The organism is Salinibacter sp. (genome assembly GCF_036626415.1).
Classification (GTDB): domain Bacteria; phylum Bacteroidota; class Rhodothermia; order Rhodothermales; family Salinibacteraceae; genus Salinibacter.
In genome coordinates this window covers 23617-39806 of sequence record NZ_JAZKRW010000014.1, presented here as the reverse complement: position 1 = coordinate 39806, position 16190 = coordinate 23617, and the positions used below count along the sequence as shown (strand labels likewise).

The following is a 16190-nucleotide window of genomic DNA, read 5'->3' as shown; positions in this document are numbered from 1 at the left end:
ACGGGGAGAGGACCCCCTTTCTGGTGAGACGGGTGACGAGAAGGGGGACAGCCCCGCACTTGGGGGGATCGCCCCGCCTCACGCTGGAACGTGCGGGGAACGGCAGCGGCCCGTCCCTGGGACCAAGCTCATTCTTCGGGGCCGGAAGCGCTTCCCTTCACAATTTCATCACCATATTGGTCATCGACCGGCTTGACAGTCCCCAAGGCGGCCGCTACCGTGGAGATCCCCATGATTAATGCACTGCTCTCCATTGCCCCGACGTCCCGAGGTCGAGCCCGACGTGTGCGACGACCGCACATCGCTTCCACGGCTCGAACCCGCGCCCCGGGCGTCAGATGATCGGAGCAGGCTCTGACATTTGACGCGGCACTGCCGCCTCTTCGTTGAAGGCGCTGGTTCTCACGAGCCAGCGCCTTTTTTGTGTTTATCCCCGAATTTTGCATTCCCATGCCCATCGTCCTCGCCTTTAGCGGCGGCCTCGACACCTCCTTCTGCGTTCCGTACCTGCAAGAGACCTACGACGCCCCGGTCCACACCGTCACCGTCGACACCGGAGGGCTCACCGACAGCGACCGCACGGCCGTCGAGGCCCGCGCCCGAGACCTGGGGGCCGACGCGCACCACCTCGTCGACGGACGGGCACAGCTCTACGACGACCATCTTTCGTACCTCATCACGGGCAATGTCCTGAAGGGTGGCGTCTACCCGCTGTGCGTGGGGCCGGAGCGTATCGTGCAGGCCCGAGCCGTAGCGACGGTAGCGCAAGAAATCGGGGCCGAGACTGTCGCCCACGGCTCCACCGGCGCCGGCAACGACCAGGTGCGGTTCGACGTGGCGCTGCGGCTCGTGGGCGATGCCCTCGACGTGCTCGCGCCCATCCGCCGCCTCGGGCTGAGCCGCGACGAGTCGACCGCCTTCCTCGAAGAGCGGGGATTCTCGGTGCCGACCGACACGACCGACTACTCGATCAACCGTGGCCTCTGGGGAACCACGATCGGGGGACAAGAGACGCTCACCGCGACGCAGCCCCTGCCGGAGCAGGCCTACCCGGACACGACGCCGCCCACCGACGCGCCGGACACACCGCAGACGCTCACGGTCACGTTCGAAGAAGGGCTCCCCGTGGCCATCGACGGCACGCCGCTTTCCGGCGTTGACCTCGTCGAAGCCCTCACCGAGATCGGCGGCGCGCACGGCGTGGGGCGCGACATCCACGTCGGGGACACGATCCTCGGCATCAAGGGGCGGATCGGCTTCGAGGCGCCGGCGGCCGAGATCCTGATTGCGGCCCACCGCGAGCTCGAAAAGGTCGTGCTCTCGGAGGAGCAGCAGATCCGGAAGCAAGCCCTCGGCGATGTGTACGGCCGGCTGCTCCACGAGGGCCAGTACTTCGACCCCGTGATGCGGGACATCGAGGCCTTCCTCGACCACAGCCAAGACGTGGTCTCCGGCACCGTCGCCGTGAAGCTCTTCAAGGGCACCGCGCAGGTGCAGGGGGTCGACAGCCCGCACTCGATGTTCGACGCCGGCACGGCCACCTACGGCGAAGAGAACGCGCTGTGGGACGGGCGGGACGCGGAGGGCTACACCACGCTTGCCGCCGTCTCTTCTCGCCTCGCCAAAAAGGCCCGAACGGACGCGTCCACTACGGCGAGCGAAGACGCGCCTGCCCCTTCTGCATCCCCATAGTCGGGCGACCGCACCGGGAGGAAACGAACCGCTCCCCCTAACGCTCCCGCGCTCTCACATGTCCACGCTCCCACGCCCTCCACGCTCCCCCGCCATGACCGACGACGCCTTCCGGACGGGCCCCGTTGACAAAATTGCCTCCAGCACGGCCCACTGCGACATCAAGTCGCCCGTCACGCTTTCCTCCTACGTCGTGGCCCAGCACGGCTACGTGGTGGCGGTGCGCGCCCTCGCCGAGAAGGACCAGTACGACGAGGTGGAATGCAGCGACGGCGCCTTTCGTCACATCCGAAAGGGCGATGTGCTCGTGGGCACCCTCGGCGGCCGGCAGGCCCTGAAGGGGTACAGCGGGCGCGTGCCCCGTCACATCGGCCCGGGCGACACGCTCCACGTGCTCAACCTGGGCGGCCTGATCGGCGAGTGCACGGCGGCGCACCCCAACCTCGGCCCGGCGCTGCCGGTGGAGGTGCTCGGGGCCGTCATGGTGGAGCGCGACGGGCAGTGGACCCACGCCCGGATCCAGGAGGACGCGCTGGAGATGGTGCACCGGCTCAACTCGTCGGTGCCGCTCGTGGCGGTCAGTGGCACGGCCATGGACACCGGCAAGACGGAGGCCGCCTGCCGCGTGGTGGAGGGGCTTGCCGAGAAGGGGCTTCGGGTGGGCGCCGCCAAGCTGACGGGGGCGTCGCTCATGCGCGACGTGCGCCGGATGCGTGAGCACGGGGCCAGTGCCGTCGCCACCTTCACCGATGCGGGCATCGCCTGCACCGTCGAGGACGCAATCACGCCGATTGCGAAAGGCGTGATCCATCACCTCAATGCAACGGAGACCCTGGACGTGATCGTGGCGGAGATGGGCGACGGGTTCGTCGGCTACTACGGCGTGGACGACCTGATGACGGACATGGAATTGCAGTCGTTCATCGAGGCGCACGTGGTGGCGGCGACCGACCTGGCCGGCGCCTGGGCCGCCGAGCAAACCTTCCACGAGCGGTACCACACCGGTATCACCGCACTCACCGGCCCCGTGACCGACAACGACGTCGGCCGCCGCTACATCACACAGCGGCTCGGCGTCACGGCCCTTAACGCCCTCCAGCAGAGCACCGCGCTCGTGGACAAGGTCGTCGAGGCACTTCCGGGGTCGGCATTTCCGGAGGCGACTCGTTCCGACACGGCCGCCCCGTCATCCGGGGAGGAACTGGCCGTAGCGGAGACGTGATGCGTGAGAAGTGATGCGTGACGTTTTTCGACGATACATCCCCCGTCACGTCTCACGTTTCATTCGCCATCCCCCTCTACCTGAACTCAACGCCATCATGCAGTCTGCCCACTTCACTCCGGCGTTAACGACAGACACCGCCCGCATCGGCCTCCTCCACGGCGCCGGCTACGTCGGGGGCGAACTGATCCGCCTCCTCGCCGCGCATCCCTACGCCGCGCTCCACACGGTGACGAGTCGTACGTTTGCCGACCAGCCCATCGGGGCAGCCCACCCGTCCCTGCAGGGGCAGGTCGACCGCACGTTTGCGGCTCCGACCGATGTGAATCTCGAGGCGCTCGACGCGCTCCTCGTGGCGGCGGAGCACGGCCGGAGCATGCAGGTCATTCCCGCACTGATGGCGAACGGCTTTGACGGGCCCATCGTCGACCTGAGCGCCGACTTTCGCTTCCACGATCCGGCGGTCTACCCCGAGTGGTTCGACGTAGAACACCCGGCGCCCGATCTCTTGGGGACGGCGGTTTACGGGCTGCCGGAGTGGGGCGACGGCGTCGCCGGGGCGTCGCTCGTGGCCAATCCCGGCTGCTACGCGACCGGCATTGCGCTGGCACTGGCGCCGCTGGCCCAGAAAGACGTGCCCTTCACCGCCCACGTCACGGCCCTCACCGGGGCGTCCGGCTCCGGCGCGACGCCCTCCGCCGCCACCCACTTTCCGAACCGCGACGGCAACGTGCGCCCCTACAAGGTGCTGGGACACCAGCACACCCCGGAGGTGCGGCACACGCTCGGCGACCACGTGACCCTCGACTTCGTCCCGGCCTCCGGCCCGTGGACGCGGGGCATCTGGGGAACGGCGCAGGTCGAATGGCCCGCCGAGATGGAAGACGACACCGTGGCCCAGTGGTACAGAGCCGCCTACGGCGAGGCGCCCTGCGTCCGATGCTCCCCCGGTCTGCCCTCGCTCCAGCCCGCCGTCCACACTCCGTTCTGCGACCTCGGCTGGAAGAGGGACGGCTCGACCCTCGTGGTCGGCTTTGCCCTCGACAACCTGCTGAAGGGGGCCGCCAGCCAGGCGATTCAGAATCTCAACTGCGCGCTCGACCTTTCCGAAACGGCCGGGCTTCTGCCTGAGCCCACCGCCGCTCCTGCGTCCTGAATGTATGAAGGCATGGAAGAATGTCCGTTCACTCTCCCCATGCCCTCACGCTTCCACGTCCTCCGCCACCAACAATCCAGGCATCCTCTATGAATACCGCTGAGACCATCGCAGTCGAGCAGCAACTCGAAATCCCCACCTACGACAAGATGCCGATGGCGCTCGTGCGGGGGGAGGGGCCGTACGTGTGGGACGCCGAGGGCACCAAGTATCTGGACTTCTACGGCGGGCACTGCGTGTCTCTGCTCGGCCACTGCCACCCGAACGTCGTGGAGGCGGTGCAGGCCCAGGCGGAGAAGTTGATTTTCTACTCCAACGTCGCCCACAGCCCGGTCCGCGCCCGGGCGGCGCAGCGGCTGACGGATCTTGCTCCCGACGGCCTCGGCAACGTCTTCTTCGCCAACTCGGGGTCGGAGGCCAACGAGACGGCCCTCAAGCTGGCACGCAAGTACACGGGCCGGGCCGGCGTCGTGGCCCTGGAGCAGGGCTGGCACGGGCGCACGCTCGGCAGCCTCGCCCCCACGCACGACGAACAATACCGCGCCCCCTACGCGGACGTGCTCCCCGAGACGACCTGGGTGCCCGTCGGCGACCTCGACGCGGCGGAGGCGGTGCTGTCCTCCGAAGAGACCGCGGCGGTCCTTCTGGAGCCGATCCAGAGCATCGCCGGGATGCGCGAGGTGCCCGCCGGCTACGTCCAGGGACTGCGCGCCCTCTGCGACGAGCACGGCACGCTCTTGATCTTCGACGAGGTGCAGACCGGCGTGGGCCGGACCGGCGCCTTCTCCATGAGCGAGCCCCTCGGCGCGACGCCCGACCTCATCGCGCTCGCCAAGAGCCTCGGCGCGGGCGTGCCGGTGAGTGCCGTGCTCGTGGACGACGCGGTGGCCGCGACCGTGGAGACGGGCGACCAGGGCTCCACGTTCGGCGGCGGCATGCTCGCGATGGCGGCCGTGGAGGCCACGCTCACGACGCTGGTCGAGGACGACCTGATGGCCCGCGCCCCCGAAATCCACGAGCAGGTGATCGAGCAGGTGGGGCCGGTTGTCGACGAGGTGCGGGGCCGCGGGTGCCTCATGGGGCTGAAGCTCGACCGTCCGGTCGCGCCGGTCGTGGAGGCGCTCCGTACCCAGGGCGTGCTCGTCGGCGGCTCGTCGGATCCGCGCGTGATGCGCCTGATGCCCCCGCTCGTCGTCTCGGACGAGGACGTGACGGCCTTCGCGGAGGCGCTCCACGTCGCCCTCGATGCCACCGCCGCACCCGCAAAGGCGCTGTGATGCGACCTCATTGCAGCGGCGCACGACGACACGTACCGACGCCGCACGGGGCGTCGCCGTTCGATTCTGTTTCGCAATTGGCCATTTGCAATGTCCACCTCCACGCCCACGACACCCTCGCCTTCGTCCCCCTCCGATCCGACCACCGGCCCGCGGCACGTCCTCCGGGTAGACGCGTTCCCGGACGCGACCTGGGACGCGCTCCGCCGCGCGGCCGTGGCCCACCGACACGACGGGCCGCGGGGCGCCGATGCGGCTACAGGTCAATCCCTGGGGCTCGTCTTCCTCAACCCGTCGCTCCGCACGCGGGCCTCGATGGAGGGCGCCGCGGCGCACCTGGGGGCGCACCACACCACCCTGGTGCCCGGGGACGGCAGCTGGGGCCTCGAATGGGAGGACGGCGCGGTGATGGACGGGGACGCCGCCGAGCACGTGACGGAAGCCATCGGCGTCCTGTCGCGCTACCACGATGCCCTCGGGGTCCGCGTCTTTGCCTCCGGCACCGACTACGACGCGGACAAGCGAGACACGCTCATCCGCACCGTCGCCGACCGCGCGTCCGTGCCGGTCATCAACCTGGAATCCGCCTGGGCCCATCCCTGCCAGGGCCTCTCCGATGCGGCCCTGCTCACCGAACGCCTTGGGGACGACCTCACGGGCACGAAATTCGTCCTCTCGTGGGCCCCGCACCCCAAGCCGCTCCCCATGGCTGTGCCGAACACCGCGCTCCGCACGGCGGCCCGCTGCGGGATGGACGTGACCGTGGCCCGGCCCGACACGCACGCGCTCGACCCAGCCCTGATAGCCGAGGCCCGGTCGACGGCGGAGGCGCACGGCGGCTCCGTCACGGCGTCGAGCGACCAGGCGGCCGCCGCCGAGGACGCCGACGTGGTGTACGCGAAGTCGTGGGGCGGTCCGCTGATGTACGAAGATCCAGCGCAAGAGGCCGAGGCCCGAACGGCCCGTGCCGACTGGCGCATTACCGAGGTCCTCATGGAGCGCACTCGCGACGGGGCCTTCCTGCACTGCCTCCCGGTGCGGCGCAACGTGGTGGCGGACGACGCGGTGCTCGACGGCCCGCACGCCGCCCACCTCGATCAGGCCGAGTACCGCCTCCACGCGCAGAAGGCCCTGCTCGAGCACGTCTGGAATCTGTGAGCAGTGGAGTCTGTGAGCAGGCCCAGTCGCGCGTGGAGGGAGGTGCCCAGCGCGCCTCTCGCCCTGCGTCCTTCTCTCTTCCCCGCCCGAAGCCCCCACACGACAATTCGAATGCCTTCTTCTCTCTCCTCCCCAACCGTGGTCAAGGTCAGCGGCGCGCTCCTCGACGAGCCGGACGCGCTGGCCGACCTGTGGCCCGTCGTGCAGGCGCTGCACGGCGACGCCCCGGTGGTGCTCGTCCACGGCGGCGGTACTCAGATGACGGCCCTCGCCGACCGGCTCGGCCACACGCCAGAGCGGGTGCAGGGCCGCCGCATCACGGGCGACCTCGATCTAAAAATTGCGCAGTGGACCATGGGCGGCGCCCTGAACACCCAGCTCGTCTCGCAGGCCCAGCAACACGACCTCACGGCGATCGGCCTCTCCGGCGCCGACGCCGAGCTGATCCGGGTATCGAAGCGCCCGCCCTGGGCCATCAACGGAAACGCCGTCGACTTCGGATGGGTGGGCGACATCGAGGCCATCCATTCCGGCGTGCTGGAAGGCCTGCTCGCCCAGTCGTTCATCCCCGTCGTGGCCCCGCTCGGCATTGACGACGACGGGCAGATCTACAACGTGAACGCCGACACCGTCGCCTGCGCGCTGGCCGAGGCGCTCGCCGCCGAAACCCTTTTCTTTGTGACCGGGGCCGGGGCGGTGCGCCGCGACGCCGACGATCCGACCTCTCGCCTGGATACCTGCGACCCGGCCACCGCCGAGCAGGGCATAGCGGCGGGCTGGATCGCAGGCGGCATGCGCGTAAAGGTCGAAACGGCCCTCAACGCCCTCGACGGACCGGTCGGCAAGGTGTACATCTGCGGCCCGGACGATCTGTTGTCTCGGTCTCGAGCGACGGAGGTGGTGCATGAGACGTGATGCGTGAGACATGATACGTGAGGCGTGAAGCGTGAGACGTGAGCGAGAAACACCGTAGCGGCGCGCATCACTCTTCACGCATCACGCCGGCTTCGGCACGGCACCAACGTGAGATCTCTCCAAGAAGGCCTGGCATGATGGCATCCCATTCAACGACACCGACCGACGCCGTAGACCTCCTCAAGGACCTGATTCGCTTCCCCTCCCTCACGGGTGAAGAATCAGAGATTGCCGACTTCGTAGAGCGCCACGTCCGCCGCGCCGGGGTCGACCTGCTCCGACACGAAAACAACGTGGCGTTTGCGATCGGGGACGGGGACGACGCGCTGTTTCTGAACTCGCACCTCGACGTGGTGCCCCCCGCGGACGGCCATCCGTACGACCCGTTCGAGCCGGTGGAGGCCGACGGGACGCTGTACGGGCGGGGAAGCGTGGACGCCAAGGCCAGCGGGGCGGCCATGACCGCGGCCCTGTTGTCCCTTGCCGAGTCGGGCTGGACGCCGAACGACGGACGCGTGATCGTAGGCCTGACGACACATGAGGAGGGCGGCGGGAACACGAATGGGGTACAGGACCTCCGTCCACACCTTCCGTCCCTCTCGGCCGCCGTCGTGGGCGAACCGACCGCCCTCCGCCCCTGCGTCGCACAGAAGGGGCTCCTCATCCTGAAGGTTCACGCTCGGGGCGAGGCCGCACACGCGGGGCGCCCCCACCTCGGCACGAACGCCATCCCCGCCGCCATGACGGCCCTGCGGCAACTCAACGAAGTGTCCCTGAACCGGACAGATCCGTACCTCGGGGCGCCGACGAAGACTGTTACCACCATTGACGGGGGCGACGCGCACAACGTGGTCCCCGAGCACTGCGTCTTCACGGTCGACTGCCGCACTACCCCCGCCTACACCCACGCCGAGATCGTGGAAGCGGTGCGCGAGGCCGTGGACGCCGAGGTGCAGGTCCACAGCGACCGCCTCGTGCCCTGCGCCACCCCGATGGATGCGCGCATCGTCCGCGCCGTGCAGTCCGCACGCGCCGGCGCCGAGCCCTTCGGCTCGCCCACCTCGTCCGACTGGGTCTTTCTCCACGACGTGCCCGCCGTCAAGATGGGCCCGGGCCCGAGCCATCGCTCGCACACCGCCGAAGAACGCATCGACGTGTCCGAGGTCCGGGCGGCCGTGGAGGTCTATCAAGCCCTGGTCCAGACCTACTTTTCTCTCGGATGACAAACTCTCTCGGATGACAAACCAAAGTGGGACGAGCAAATGACTTTGCTGCGTGCTTCCCTCTCCCTCTTCTCCCCCTTTCCCCCTACCCAAATGACCACACCCCTTTGGCAAAAAGACTCCACCGCCGAATCGACGACCGACGATTGGGTCCATCGCTTCACGGTCGGGGACGACTATGAATGGGACCGCCTCTTGCTGCCGTACGACGTCGAAGCAAGCCGCGCCCACGCCTGGGGCCTCCACCAGATCGGCGTGCTGTCGGAGGGGGACCGGGAGCGGATCAACGACGCACTGGACGCGCTGCTCGACGCGTTTGAAGCTGGAGGCGTGACCGTCACGCCCCAGGACGAAGATTGCCACACCGTCATTGAGCGATTCGTGACCGAGCACGCCGGAACGGCCGGCGAGAAGCTGCACACGGGGCGCTCCCGCAACGACCAGGTGCTGGCCGCGCTGCGCCTCTACCTCCGCGACGCCCTCGCCACGATCGGGGCCCAGACCGCAACCCTGACCGAAGCGCTGTGCGACCTGGCCGAGCGGCACGCGGACGTGCTGATGCCCGGCTACACGCACCTGCAGCGAGCCATGCCCTCCACCGTCGCCCTCTGGGCGCTGGGCTATGCCGAATCCCTGGCCGCCGACCTCAGCGCGCTCCGCCATGCCCGTCGCCAGATCAACGTCTCTCCCCTCGGCAGCGCTGCGGGCTACGGCGTGCCGGTCCTCGACTTTCCCCGCGAGGCCGTGGCCAAGCGCCTCGGCTTCCGCGACGTGCAGACGCACGCGACCGCCGTGCAGCTCGCCCGGGGCAAGCACGAGCTCGCCGTCAGCCACGCCTGCACGCAGGTGGGCGCCTCCTGCAATCGGCTGGCGTCCGACCTCGTGCTCTTCGCCACCGCCGAGTTTGACTTTGTCGACCTGCCGCCCGAGCACTGTACCGGCAGCAGCATCATGCCGCAGAAGCAGAATCCGGACGTGCTGGAGCTGGTGCGGGCCTCCCACCACCGCCTCGCCGCCGAGATGCAGTCGCTCGCCACCGGGCCGTCGAACCTGCCCGGCGGCTACCACCGCGACCTCCAACTCACGAAGGCGGCCGTACTGCGCAGCGTGCAGATGACGTCCGACATGCTCACCGCCCTGACTGAGGTCGTCCGCGGCGTCACGTTCAATCCAGAGCACACCCGGGCTGCCTGCACGCCGGATCTCCTTGCCACGCAGCGGGCCCTGGAGCAGGTGGCCGAAGGTGTGCCCTTCCGCACCGCCTACCAGCAGGCCGCGGTGGGGGACGCAGAGTCCGGTCCCATCGATCCCGTCGCCGTCCTCGACGCATACGAGACCGACGGCACTCCGGGCCAGGAACGCCCCGACCTTGTGCGGGAGCAACTCATCCCACACCGGGACTGGATCAACGAGGCCTAGCGCCGGGGGAGCCCCGAATTCTCCTCAAGGGTCCTTCTCCACGGCCCGCTCCACCGCCCGCCGCAGCCGGGGCTTGTGCAGGTGCACCGGCTCCTCCGTCTCCTCGTCGCGCACGGCGCTCAGGTTGAGCATCTCGACGAGCAGCGAGAAGGCCATGGCCGAGTAGATGTACCCCTTCGAGATGTGCTGGCCGAGCCCCTCCGCCACGAGCGTGACGCCAATGAGGAGCAGAAAGCTCAGAGCCAACATCTTCAGCGTGGGGTGGGCCTCAATGAAGGACGAGATGGACTCCGCCGAGACCATCATGATCGCGATGGCGATCGTGACGGCGATGATCATGACCTCAATGTCTTCGGCCATGCCGACGGCGGTAATGACGGAGTCGAGCGAGAAGACGACGTCGAGCAAGAAGATCTGCGCGATCACACCCGCGAACGTCGCCTCCACTCGAGGGCCCGTGTGCCCGTCCTGGCCCTCCAGTTTGTCGTGGATTTCCGTCGTCGCCTTGCCAATCAAGAAGAACCCGCCGGCCAGCAAAATGAGGTCGCGCCCACTGAACGCGTACGCGAGCACTGAGAAGAGGGGCGTGGTGAGGGACATCACCCAGCTGATGGAGAACAGCAGCGCGATGCGTCCGGCGAGGGCCAGTCCCAGCCCCACCCGGCGCGCGAGGGGCTGCTGATCCGTCGGCAGCTTGTTCGACAGGATCGAGATGAAGACGATGTTGTCGATGCCCAGCACGATCTCCAGGATCGTGAGCGCACCGAGAGCGATCCAGGCTTCGGGAGAAGCAATCCACTCCATGGGACTGGGGCGTCGTGTGGGGGACCGAGTAGAGGGGAGACGGGCCCGCCGGTTCGTCGGGGACCACTGCCAACAGCGCAGAATGTAGAAAAGGGCGCCCCCGCCTCGCAACGGGCGCCCCCTTGACGGAGCGGGTCTAAACCAGATTCTTCCACAATCTTCGAGGGGGGGAGCCGGGCGGCCGTTTCGGTCAGGCGAGCGGCTCGGCCAGAAACGACGCAAGGTCTTCCACGTGCTCTCGACTCAGAAGGGGCTCCAGGGCCTGCACAATCAGGCTCACGCAGGTCGCCCGATAGATGAGCGGCTCGTCGGGGCGACCGCTCTGCGCTGTTTGGTGCTGAATGCGCGTGTTGAGCATCGTCCACCGACACTTCATCTCGGCGTAGCCGAGGGCGAGGCCCCGCTTCAGTTCCTCCAAGGTCTCGGTGGCCAGCAAACTGTCGAGCACCTGGTCGCGAAGCTCCGCCACGTGCCGCCGCACGGCCTGGCGCTCAGAGGGAGCAGTCCCGGCCCACTGCTCCAAGACCTCCTCCCATTCTTCCTCCAGGGAATCGCACAGGGCCGTTTGGACCCGCTGCCGGAGCTCGTCAAATGTAAGATCGGTGCTCGTCAGTTCACCTGCGTTGTGTCCCATTCGCCTTTGCTTCAAATTCGACGACGGTGGCTGCACCCTCTCCGACGTAGTGGCGGCTTCGAAAAGCGGCACCCAATGCATACGTTTGGAGCGGCATACGATCGTATTGAAGGCACAAACCAAGGATTCTCGACGGAGGCCCTCGCCTTTGTTCATAGCGACTTGGTTACATCCGCTTTTTCTCTCCATACGAGGGGGATCTTCCGCCCAGCGGATCGATGCCTCCCACGACGAATATGATCCTCTCCAGTTCGCACTGGGACACCGGATTTTGGAAGATTGAGCCTTCACTCGAACACGCGTGCGACTGCAGACGTAGCTGCGTCCCCTTCGCCAGCCTCCTTGCTGCGCTCGTCCTCATGTCTACTTCTCAGAATCCATACTCGTACCTGCGCGAGGACGAACCGGAGTCGTCCGACGACGCCCCGGCCGACGCCGAGGAGCCCGAGGCGCCTCCGACTTCCGACCTTGCATTCGACGACGACGGCGTGGGGGAGGAGCTGCGGCACGCCGACGAAGGGGAGCTCGACGCGGCCCCGTTCGGGATTATTCAGATCGACGATGCGGGGGTCGTGCAGTTCTACAACCGCTACGAGTCCAACCTCAGCGGCGTTGACCCCGAGGACGCAGTCGGGACGAACTTTTTCACAGAGCTTGCCCCCTGCAGCAACAACCCCCTATTTTTGGGACGATTCAAGGACGGCGTCCGGGAAGGGGAGCTCGACGAGTACTTCACGTACACGTTCACCTACAAGATGCGGCCCACCCTGGTGGACGTGCACCTCTACCGAGACACAGCCGGGAACAACTGGATCCTCATCCAGAAGCGCTGAGCACCGGTCGTGCCTCCGGCTCGGTCCGCGAGGGCGACGCCCCATGGGCCAACATGCAGGCGACCCGGAGGCCAGGGTAGAGCAACCGCCCAAGGCCGGGGGCGGCGGGGGTGCCTGGAAAACAGGTTCGGAGGCCGGATGGCCCTACGATCCTTCCCCCTCCAACACACCTCCCGTGGGGGCCGGGGTCGCGTCGGTGGTATCGGCAGACGTGGGGGGCGGCACGGCGCCGGTGGTGTCGGGAAGCGGCACGTCGTTGAGGACCTGCTGCAGCTCATCGAACCGATCGCCGAAGGTGGCGAAGTCTCCCCCCTGGAGCGCATCCCGCGCTTCCTGAATCAACTCCTTGGCCCGCTCCAGCCCTTCCACCTGCTCCGGAGAGGCCGCCTGTGCCGTCTGTGCAGCCTGCTGCATCTGGGCCAGCGCCTGGTCGCGGGTCTCCACGACCTGCTCGCCCAGCACGCTGTTGAGCGACTGACGCAGGGTGCGCTCCATGGCGACCCCTTGATCGGTCGCTGCGATGACGCGCTGCATCTCCGGAATCTGAATCTCGTCGGCAATCAGGAAGATTGGCTCCACGTAGAGGAAAGAATTCTCGATGGGGACCACAATCACGTTTCCCCGAATCACGCTCGACCCCCGCTGGTCCCACAGCGAGAGCTGCTGGGAAATCTCGGTGTCCTGGTCGATGCGCGACTCGATCTGGTTGGGCCCGCGGATGAGCCGGTCCTTCGGCAGTTCGTAGACGACGACGTCGCCGTAGTTGGGAGGATCGGAGCGGGCGGCCACCCAACTGATCATGTTGTCGCGCCCGTCGGGCGTCATGGGCAGCATGAGCATGAACTCAAGCCCCGCCGCGTCCTCCCCCGGCAGGTCCGTGAGGATGTAGTACGGCTCCATCACGCGCTGCCGACCCGCATACTGCTCTTGCGGCCGCGTCCAGAGGTCCTCGTTGTTGTAGAAGACCTGCGGCTGCGTCTGGTGGTAGCGCCGATACCGCTCCATCTGAATCTCGAAGTAGTCCTGCGGGTACCGGATGTGGTCCTGCAGCAGCTCCGGCATCGCGTCCAGCGGTTGGAAGAGGTCCGGGAAGATCCGCTGGTACGTCTGGATGATCGGATCGTCCGGGTCCGATACGTACAGAGACACGCTCCCATCGTACGCATCGACCACGACCTTCACGGAGTTTCGGATGTAGCGCGTGCCCTCATAGCCCTGCTGCCCCCGGATCGGCTCCGAGTAGGGAAAGGAATTGCTGGTCGTGTAGGCGTCTAGAACCCAGTAGTGGCGGTCGTCGCCGTGGACGAGATAGGGGTCCTTGTCGAGCTTTAAGAACGGAGCGACCTTGCGCACGCGCTCCTCCGCCTGGTTCCAGAACTGAATCTGACTGTCGTCCTGGACGTAGTTGGTGAGGAGAATGTTGAAGTCCCCCATGTAGTACGAGAAGAGCAGCTGCTTCCAAAAGCTGCCCACGGCCACGCCACCCTCTCCGTCGTACCGGGTGTACTTGTTTTCACCGGACCGGGGATAGTCCAGCTCCAGGGAGTCGCCCGGGACGCCCGCCGGCACGATGCGGTAGTGAGGCGTGTTTTCTCCATAGTAGAGCGCCGGGTTGTCCACGTCCAGCGACTCGTATTTGGACTGGGGCGGGATGTCCTGCGTGAGGAACTCCGGGCTTCCTTCCGACCCTTCCCGCGCCACGAGGTTGGACACCGAGCCGTACCCGTGCGTGAAGCGGACGTGCCGGTTGTCCCACGTGTCTTCCGGGAGCTGCTGGGTGAGTTCTCGGGGCGACACCATCACCTGCCGATAGTTTCCATCGAGCATGTAGCGGTCCACGTCCACGCTGTAAAACTCGTAGTAGAGCCGGATCTCCTGCAGCTGCCGGTAGGTGTCGATGAGGAGGCGGGGGTCCCACAACCGCACGTTGTCGATGGTCTCCTCGTTGTCCTCCACGGCGTTGGCCGGAAGATCGGGCCGGGCCGGGTACGATCGCTCCTTGAAGTCCTCCAGCCCGTACGCCTCCCGGGTCATGTCGATGTTGTTCTGCAGGTAGGGGCGTTCCACCTGCAACTCACTCGGCAGCACGGTCAGCTGCGTGACGAGGGACGGGGCCAGCACGAGCCCCCCGATCAGCAGGACGATGTACCCCACGGCCCCGATCCCAAGGAGCCGAAGCCGCCGCCGGTACAGGTTAACCCCGATCAGTCCCGCGAGCCCAATCGTGGCCGCCACCATCACGTATAGGGCCGGAATCATGACGTTCACGTCCGTGTAGCCCGCCCCATAAACCGCCCCTCCACCTTCCTGCAAGAGCTCGTACAGGTCCAGGTAAAAGCCCCAGGCCCACCCCAGCAGGAGCAGGATGATGTTGGCCCCCAGGTGGCGAAGGGCGCCCGAATCGGCCTCGAACCCGCCATCCTGGATGCCGATCTGGCCGGCAATCACATACCCGGTCACGAGCGCCAGGAGGCCGAGAAAGGCCAGGCCGACGACCCCGCTCTGGAGCGCTTGGATGAACGGAAGCTCCAAGATATAAAAGCCTAGGTCCACGCCGTAGATGGGATCGGTCTGCCCGTAGGACCCTGCGTACCAAAAGCGGAGCAACTCATTCCAGCGCCCCGAAAACCCGGCGGCGAAGAGCAGGCTAAGCACCCCGGCGACGACGTAGGCCAGGCGCTGAAGCCGATCGCGCGTGAGCGGCTTGCCCCCCACTTGGGGCGCTTCGCCTTCTTGGGCCCACTGCGAGGCCCAGAGGGGCGGGATGTTGCGGATCAGGACGCGAAAGTTTCCGCCAAAGTACAGCCCCGCCACGCCGAAGACGAGGAGGAACAACAGCACCTGCGTCCCCCGAATTTTCCAGAACACGTCCGTGTAGCCCAGCTCGCCCAGCCAAAAGTACTCAACGACCAGTCCTGGGGTGACGAGCAATACGGTAAACACGACCCCGACGATGCCGAGCAGGATCTGGAAAAGGCGACTCGACCGGAGAAGCGACATGAAGGGGGGAAGGGATGATGAACGCGAGTGTCGGGGCGATGAACCGCACGTCAATCAACGGGACAAACGGAGTAAGCTCCAATGCATGCGGGCGAGAGGGGTTCGATCTTCCCCCCCAGATCCATCCGGTCTCCGTATTGTTGCCCATCTCGACACCAACAGTGCGATGCAGGCTCCTCATTTTTCCTGCATATTACCCAACATCGTGCCACCGCATCGCAGAGCAGGCGTTCTACGCTCCAGCGTTCCCTCTGACCCGCCTTCTGGGGCCCCGGCCGCGCCCATCGCCCCCTCGATATTCGGAACCGTTTCCTTCATGCGATGATCGTCGACGTAAAGATCTATCTGGGGGAAAACCACTGGGGCGTCCTTCCGTATTTAGTGCACAGTTATTGGGGAGAAAGCAATCCCCGCCGGCGATGACCCTGGACTTTTTGTCGGGCCCATCGCTTCTTCGAAGAACATACTTTTCAACTAGATTCTACAGGTTTTATATGACCACATATCTTACACTTTCCTTCTTCTGGACCGTATACATGGCGCTTGAGACATACGTCTTCGGACGCCCGCAATCACGCCCGCATTTCGTTGGGTTTCTGATCGTCCACACCCTCCTCGCACCCGTGTCGTTCGTGCTCTCAGCAACGAGCGGCGTGCTTCGGGAGCGTGTGGAGACGGCCTATCGTGGGGCGTGGGCGTCCAAGCGCAAGTTTGCACGTACAGACCGCAAGAAGCTGATTGGGTAGTGCTCTTCCGGCCCCTACTGGGCCGAGGATAACATTGTAAGAAGGCTGCTACGCCCATCCGGCTGGCCGCTGTGGGACAAACCCCCAGCGGCCATTTGCATTTGGGCGAAC

The 16190-nt window shown here is 66.6% G+C and carries 13 protein-coding genes; 10 read left to right on the top strand and 3 right to left on the bottom strand.

Annotated elements, in window-relative coordinates:
• The first annotated feature begins 450 nt into the window (after window positions 1-450).
• The 8 genes from V5A20_RS03355 (at window position 451) to argH (ending at window position 10062) form a co-directional block, all read left to right on the top strand.
• Window positions 451-1692 carry an argininosuccinate synthase gene (locus V5A20_RS03355; protein ID WP_332326703.1) on the top strand — a complete coding sequence of 414 codons (1242 nt, stop codon included), beginning with the start codon at window positions 451-453 and terminating at the stop codon, window positions 1690-1692.
• Window positions 1693-1750: 58 nt separating this feature from the next.
• Window positions 1751-2914: a hypothetical protein gene (locus V5A20_RS03350; RefSeq protein WP_332326702.1), complete on the top strand. Its 1164-nt coding sequence runs from the start codon at window positions 1751-1753 to the stop codon at window positions 2912-2914.
• 97 nt (window positions 2915-3011) lie between these two features.
• Window positions 3012-4070, top strand: coding sequence for an N-acetyl-gamma-glutamyl-phosphate reductase (gene argC / locus V5A20_RS03345; RefSeq protein ID WP_332315862.1), 1059 nt, complete (start codon window positions 3012-3014; stop codon window positions 4068-4070).
• Window positions 4071-4159: 89 nt separating this feature from the next.
• On the top strand, window positions 4160-5347 hold the full coding sequence (locus V5A20_RS03340) for an aspartate aminotransferase family protein (RefSeq protein WP_332326701.1): 1188 nt from the start codon (window positions 4160-4162) through the stop codon (window positions 5345-5347).
• Between the two features lie 90 nt (window positions 5348-5437).
• Entirely contained in the window at window positions 5438-6505 is a 1068-nt protein-coding gene (locus V5A20_RS03335; RefSeq protein ID WP_332315860.1) for an N-acetylornithine carbamoyltransferase, read from the top strand.
• 111 nt (window positions 6506-6616) lie between these two features.
• Window positions 6617-7420, top strand: a complete 804-nt coding sequence (gene argB / locus V5A20_RS03330; RefSeq protein ID WP_332315859.1) for an acetylglutamate kinase — start codon at window positions 6617-6619, stop codon at window positions 7418-7420.
• A 137-nt stretch (window positions 7421-7557) separates the two neighbouring features.
• A complete protein-coding gene (locus V5A20_RS03325) occupies window positions 7558-8643 on the top strand; it encodes a M20/M25/M40 family metallo-hydrolase (RefSeq protein ID WP_332315858.1) in 1086 nt (361 codons plus the stop codon).
• Window positions 8644-8736: 93 nt separating this feature from the next.
• Window positions 8737-10062: an argininosuccinate lyase gene (gene argH, locus V5A20_RS03320; protein WP_332315857.1), complete on the top strand. Its 1326-nt coding sequence runs from the start codon at window positions 8737-8739 to the stop codon at window positions 10060-10062.
• Between the two features lie 24 nt (window positions 10063-10086).
• Here argH and V5A20_RS03315 read toward each other — a convergent pair whose 3' ends face one another.
• Both V5A20_RS03315 and V5A20_RS03310 read right to left on the bottom strand, forming a co-directional pair.
• A complete protein-coding gene (locus V5A20_RS03315) occupies window positions 10087-10866 on the bottom strand; it encodes a TerC family protein (RefSeq protein ID WP_332315856.1) in 780 nt (259 codons plus the stop codon).
• A 190-nt stretch (window positions 10867-11056) separates the two neighbouring features.
• Window positions 11057-11500 carry a hypothetical protein gene (locus V5A20_RS03310; RefSeq protein ID WP_332326700.1) on the bottom strand — a complete coding sequence of 148 codons (444 nt, stop codon included), beginning with the start codon at window positions 11498-11500 and terminating at the stop codon, window positions 11057-11059.
• Between the two features lie 359 nt (window positions 11501-11859).
• Here V5A20_RS03310 and V5A20_RS03305 point away from each other — a divergent pair, with 359 nt between their 5' ends.
• On the top strand, window positions 11860-12333 hold the full coding sequence (locus V5A20_RS03305; protein ID WP_332315854.1) for a PAS domain-containing protein: 474 nt from the start codon (window positions 11860-11862) through the stop codon (window positions 12331-12333).
• A 144-nt stretch (window positions 12334-12477) separates the two neighbouring features.
• On the opposite strand, the gene V5A20_RS03300 is transcribed toward V5A20_RS03305, so the two are convergent.
• Window positions 12478-15333 carry a UPF0182 family membrane protein gene (locus V5A20_RS03300; RefSeq protein ID WP_332315853.1) on the bottom strand — a complete coding sequence of 952 codons (2856 nt, stop codon included), beginning with the start codon at window positions 15331-15333 and terminating at the stop codon, window positions 12478-12480.
• 494 nt (window positions 15334-15827) lie between these two features.
• Here V5A20_RS03300 and V5A20_RS03295 point away from each other — a divergent pair, with 494 nt between their 5' ends.
• Window positions 15828-16079: a hypothetical protein gene (locus V5A20_RS03295; protein WP_332315852.1), complete on the top strand. Its 252-nt coding sequence runs from the start codon at window positions 15828-15830 to the stop codon at window positions 16077-16079.
• The last annotated feature ends 111 nt before the right edge of the window (window positions 16080-16190 follow it).

Bases quoted from the DNA above. Each gene is read 5' to 3' on its own strand.
- V5A20_RS03355 (WP_332326703.1), top strand. From the start codon at position 451: ATGCCCATCGTCCTCGCCTTTAGCGGCGGCCTCGACACCTCCTTCTGC.
- V5A20_RS03350 (WP_332326702.1), top strand. From the start codon at position 1,751: ATGTCCACGCTCCCACGCCCTCCACGCTCCCCCGCCATGACCGACGAC.
- argC (WP_332315862.1), top strand. From the start codon at position 3,012: ATGCAGTCTGCCCACTTCACTCCGGCGTTAACGACAGACACCGCCCGC.
- V5A20_RS03340 (WP_332326701.1), top strand. From the start codon at position 4,160: ATGAATACCGCTGAGACCATCGCAGTCGAGCAGCAACTCGAAATCCCC.
- V5A20_RS03335 (WP_332315860.1), top strand. From the start codon at position 5,438: ATGTCCACCTCCACGCCCACGACACCCTCGCCTTCGTCCCCCTCCGAT.
- argB (WP_332315859.1), top strand. From the start codon at position 6,617: ATGCCTTCTTCTCTCTCCTCCCCAACCGTGGTCAAGGTCAGCGGCGCG.
- V5A20_RS03325 (WP_332315858.1), top strand. From the start codon at position 7,558: ATGGCATCCCATTCAACGACACCGACCGACGCCGTAGACCTCCTCAAG.
- argH (WP_332315857.1), top strand. From the start codon at position 8,737: ATGACCACACCCCTTTGGCAAAAAGACTCCACCGCCGAATCGACGACC.
- V5A20_RS03315 (WP_332315856.1), bottom strand. From the start codon at position 10,866: ATGGAGTGGATTGCTTCTCCCGAAGCCTGGATCGCTCTCGGTGCGCTC.
- V5A20_RS03310 (WP_332326700.1), bottom strand. From the start codon at position 11,500: ATGGGACACAACGCAGGTGAACTGACGAGCACCGATCTTACATTTGAC.
- V5A20_RS03305 (WP_332315854.1), top strand. From the start codon at position 11,860: ATGTCTACTTCTCAGAATCCATACTCGTACCTGCGCGAGGACGAACCG.
- V5A20_RS03300 (WP_332315853.1), bottom strand. From the start codon at position 15,333: ATGTCGCTTCTCCGGTCGAGTCGCCTTTTCCAGATCCTGCTCGGCATC.
- V5A20_RS03295 (WP_332315852.1), top strand. From the start codon at position 15,828: ATGACCACATATCTTACACTTTCCTTCTTCTGGACCGTATACATGGCG.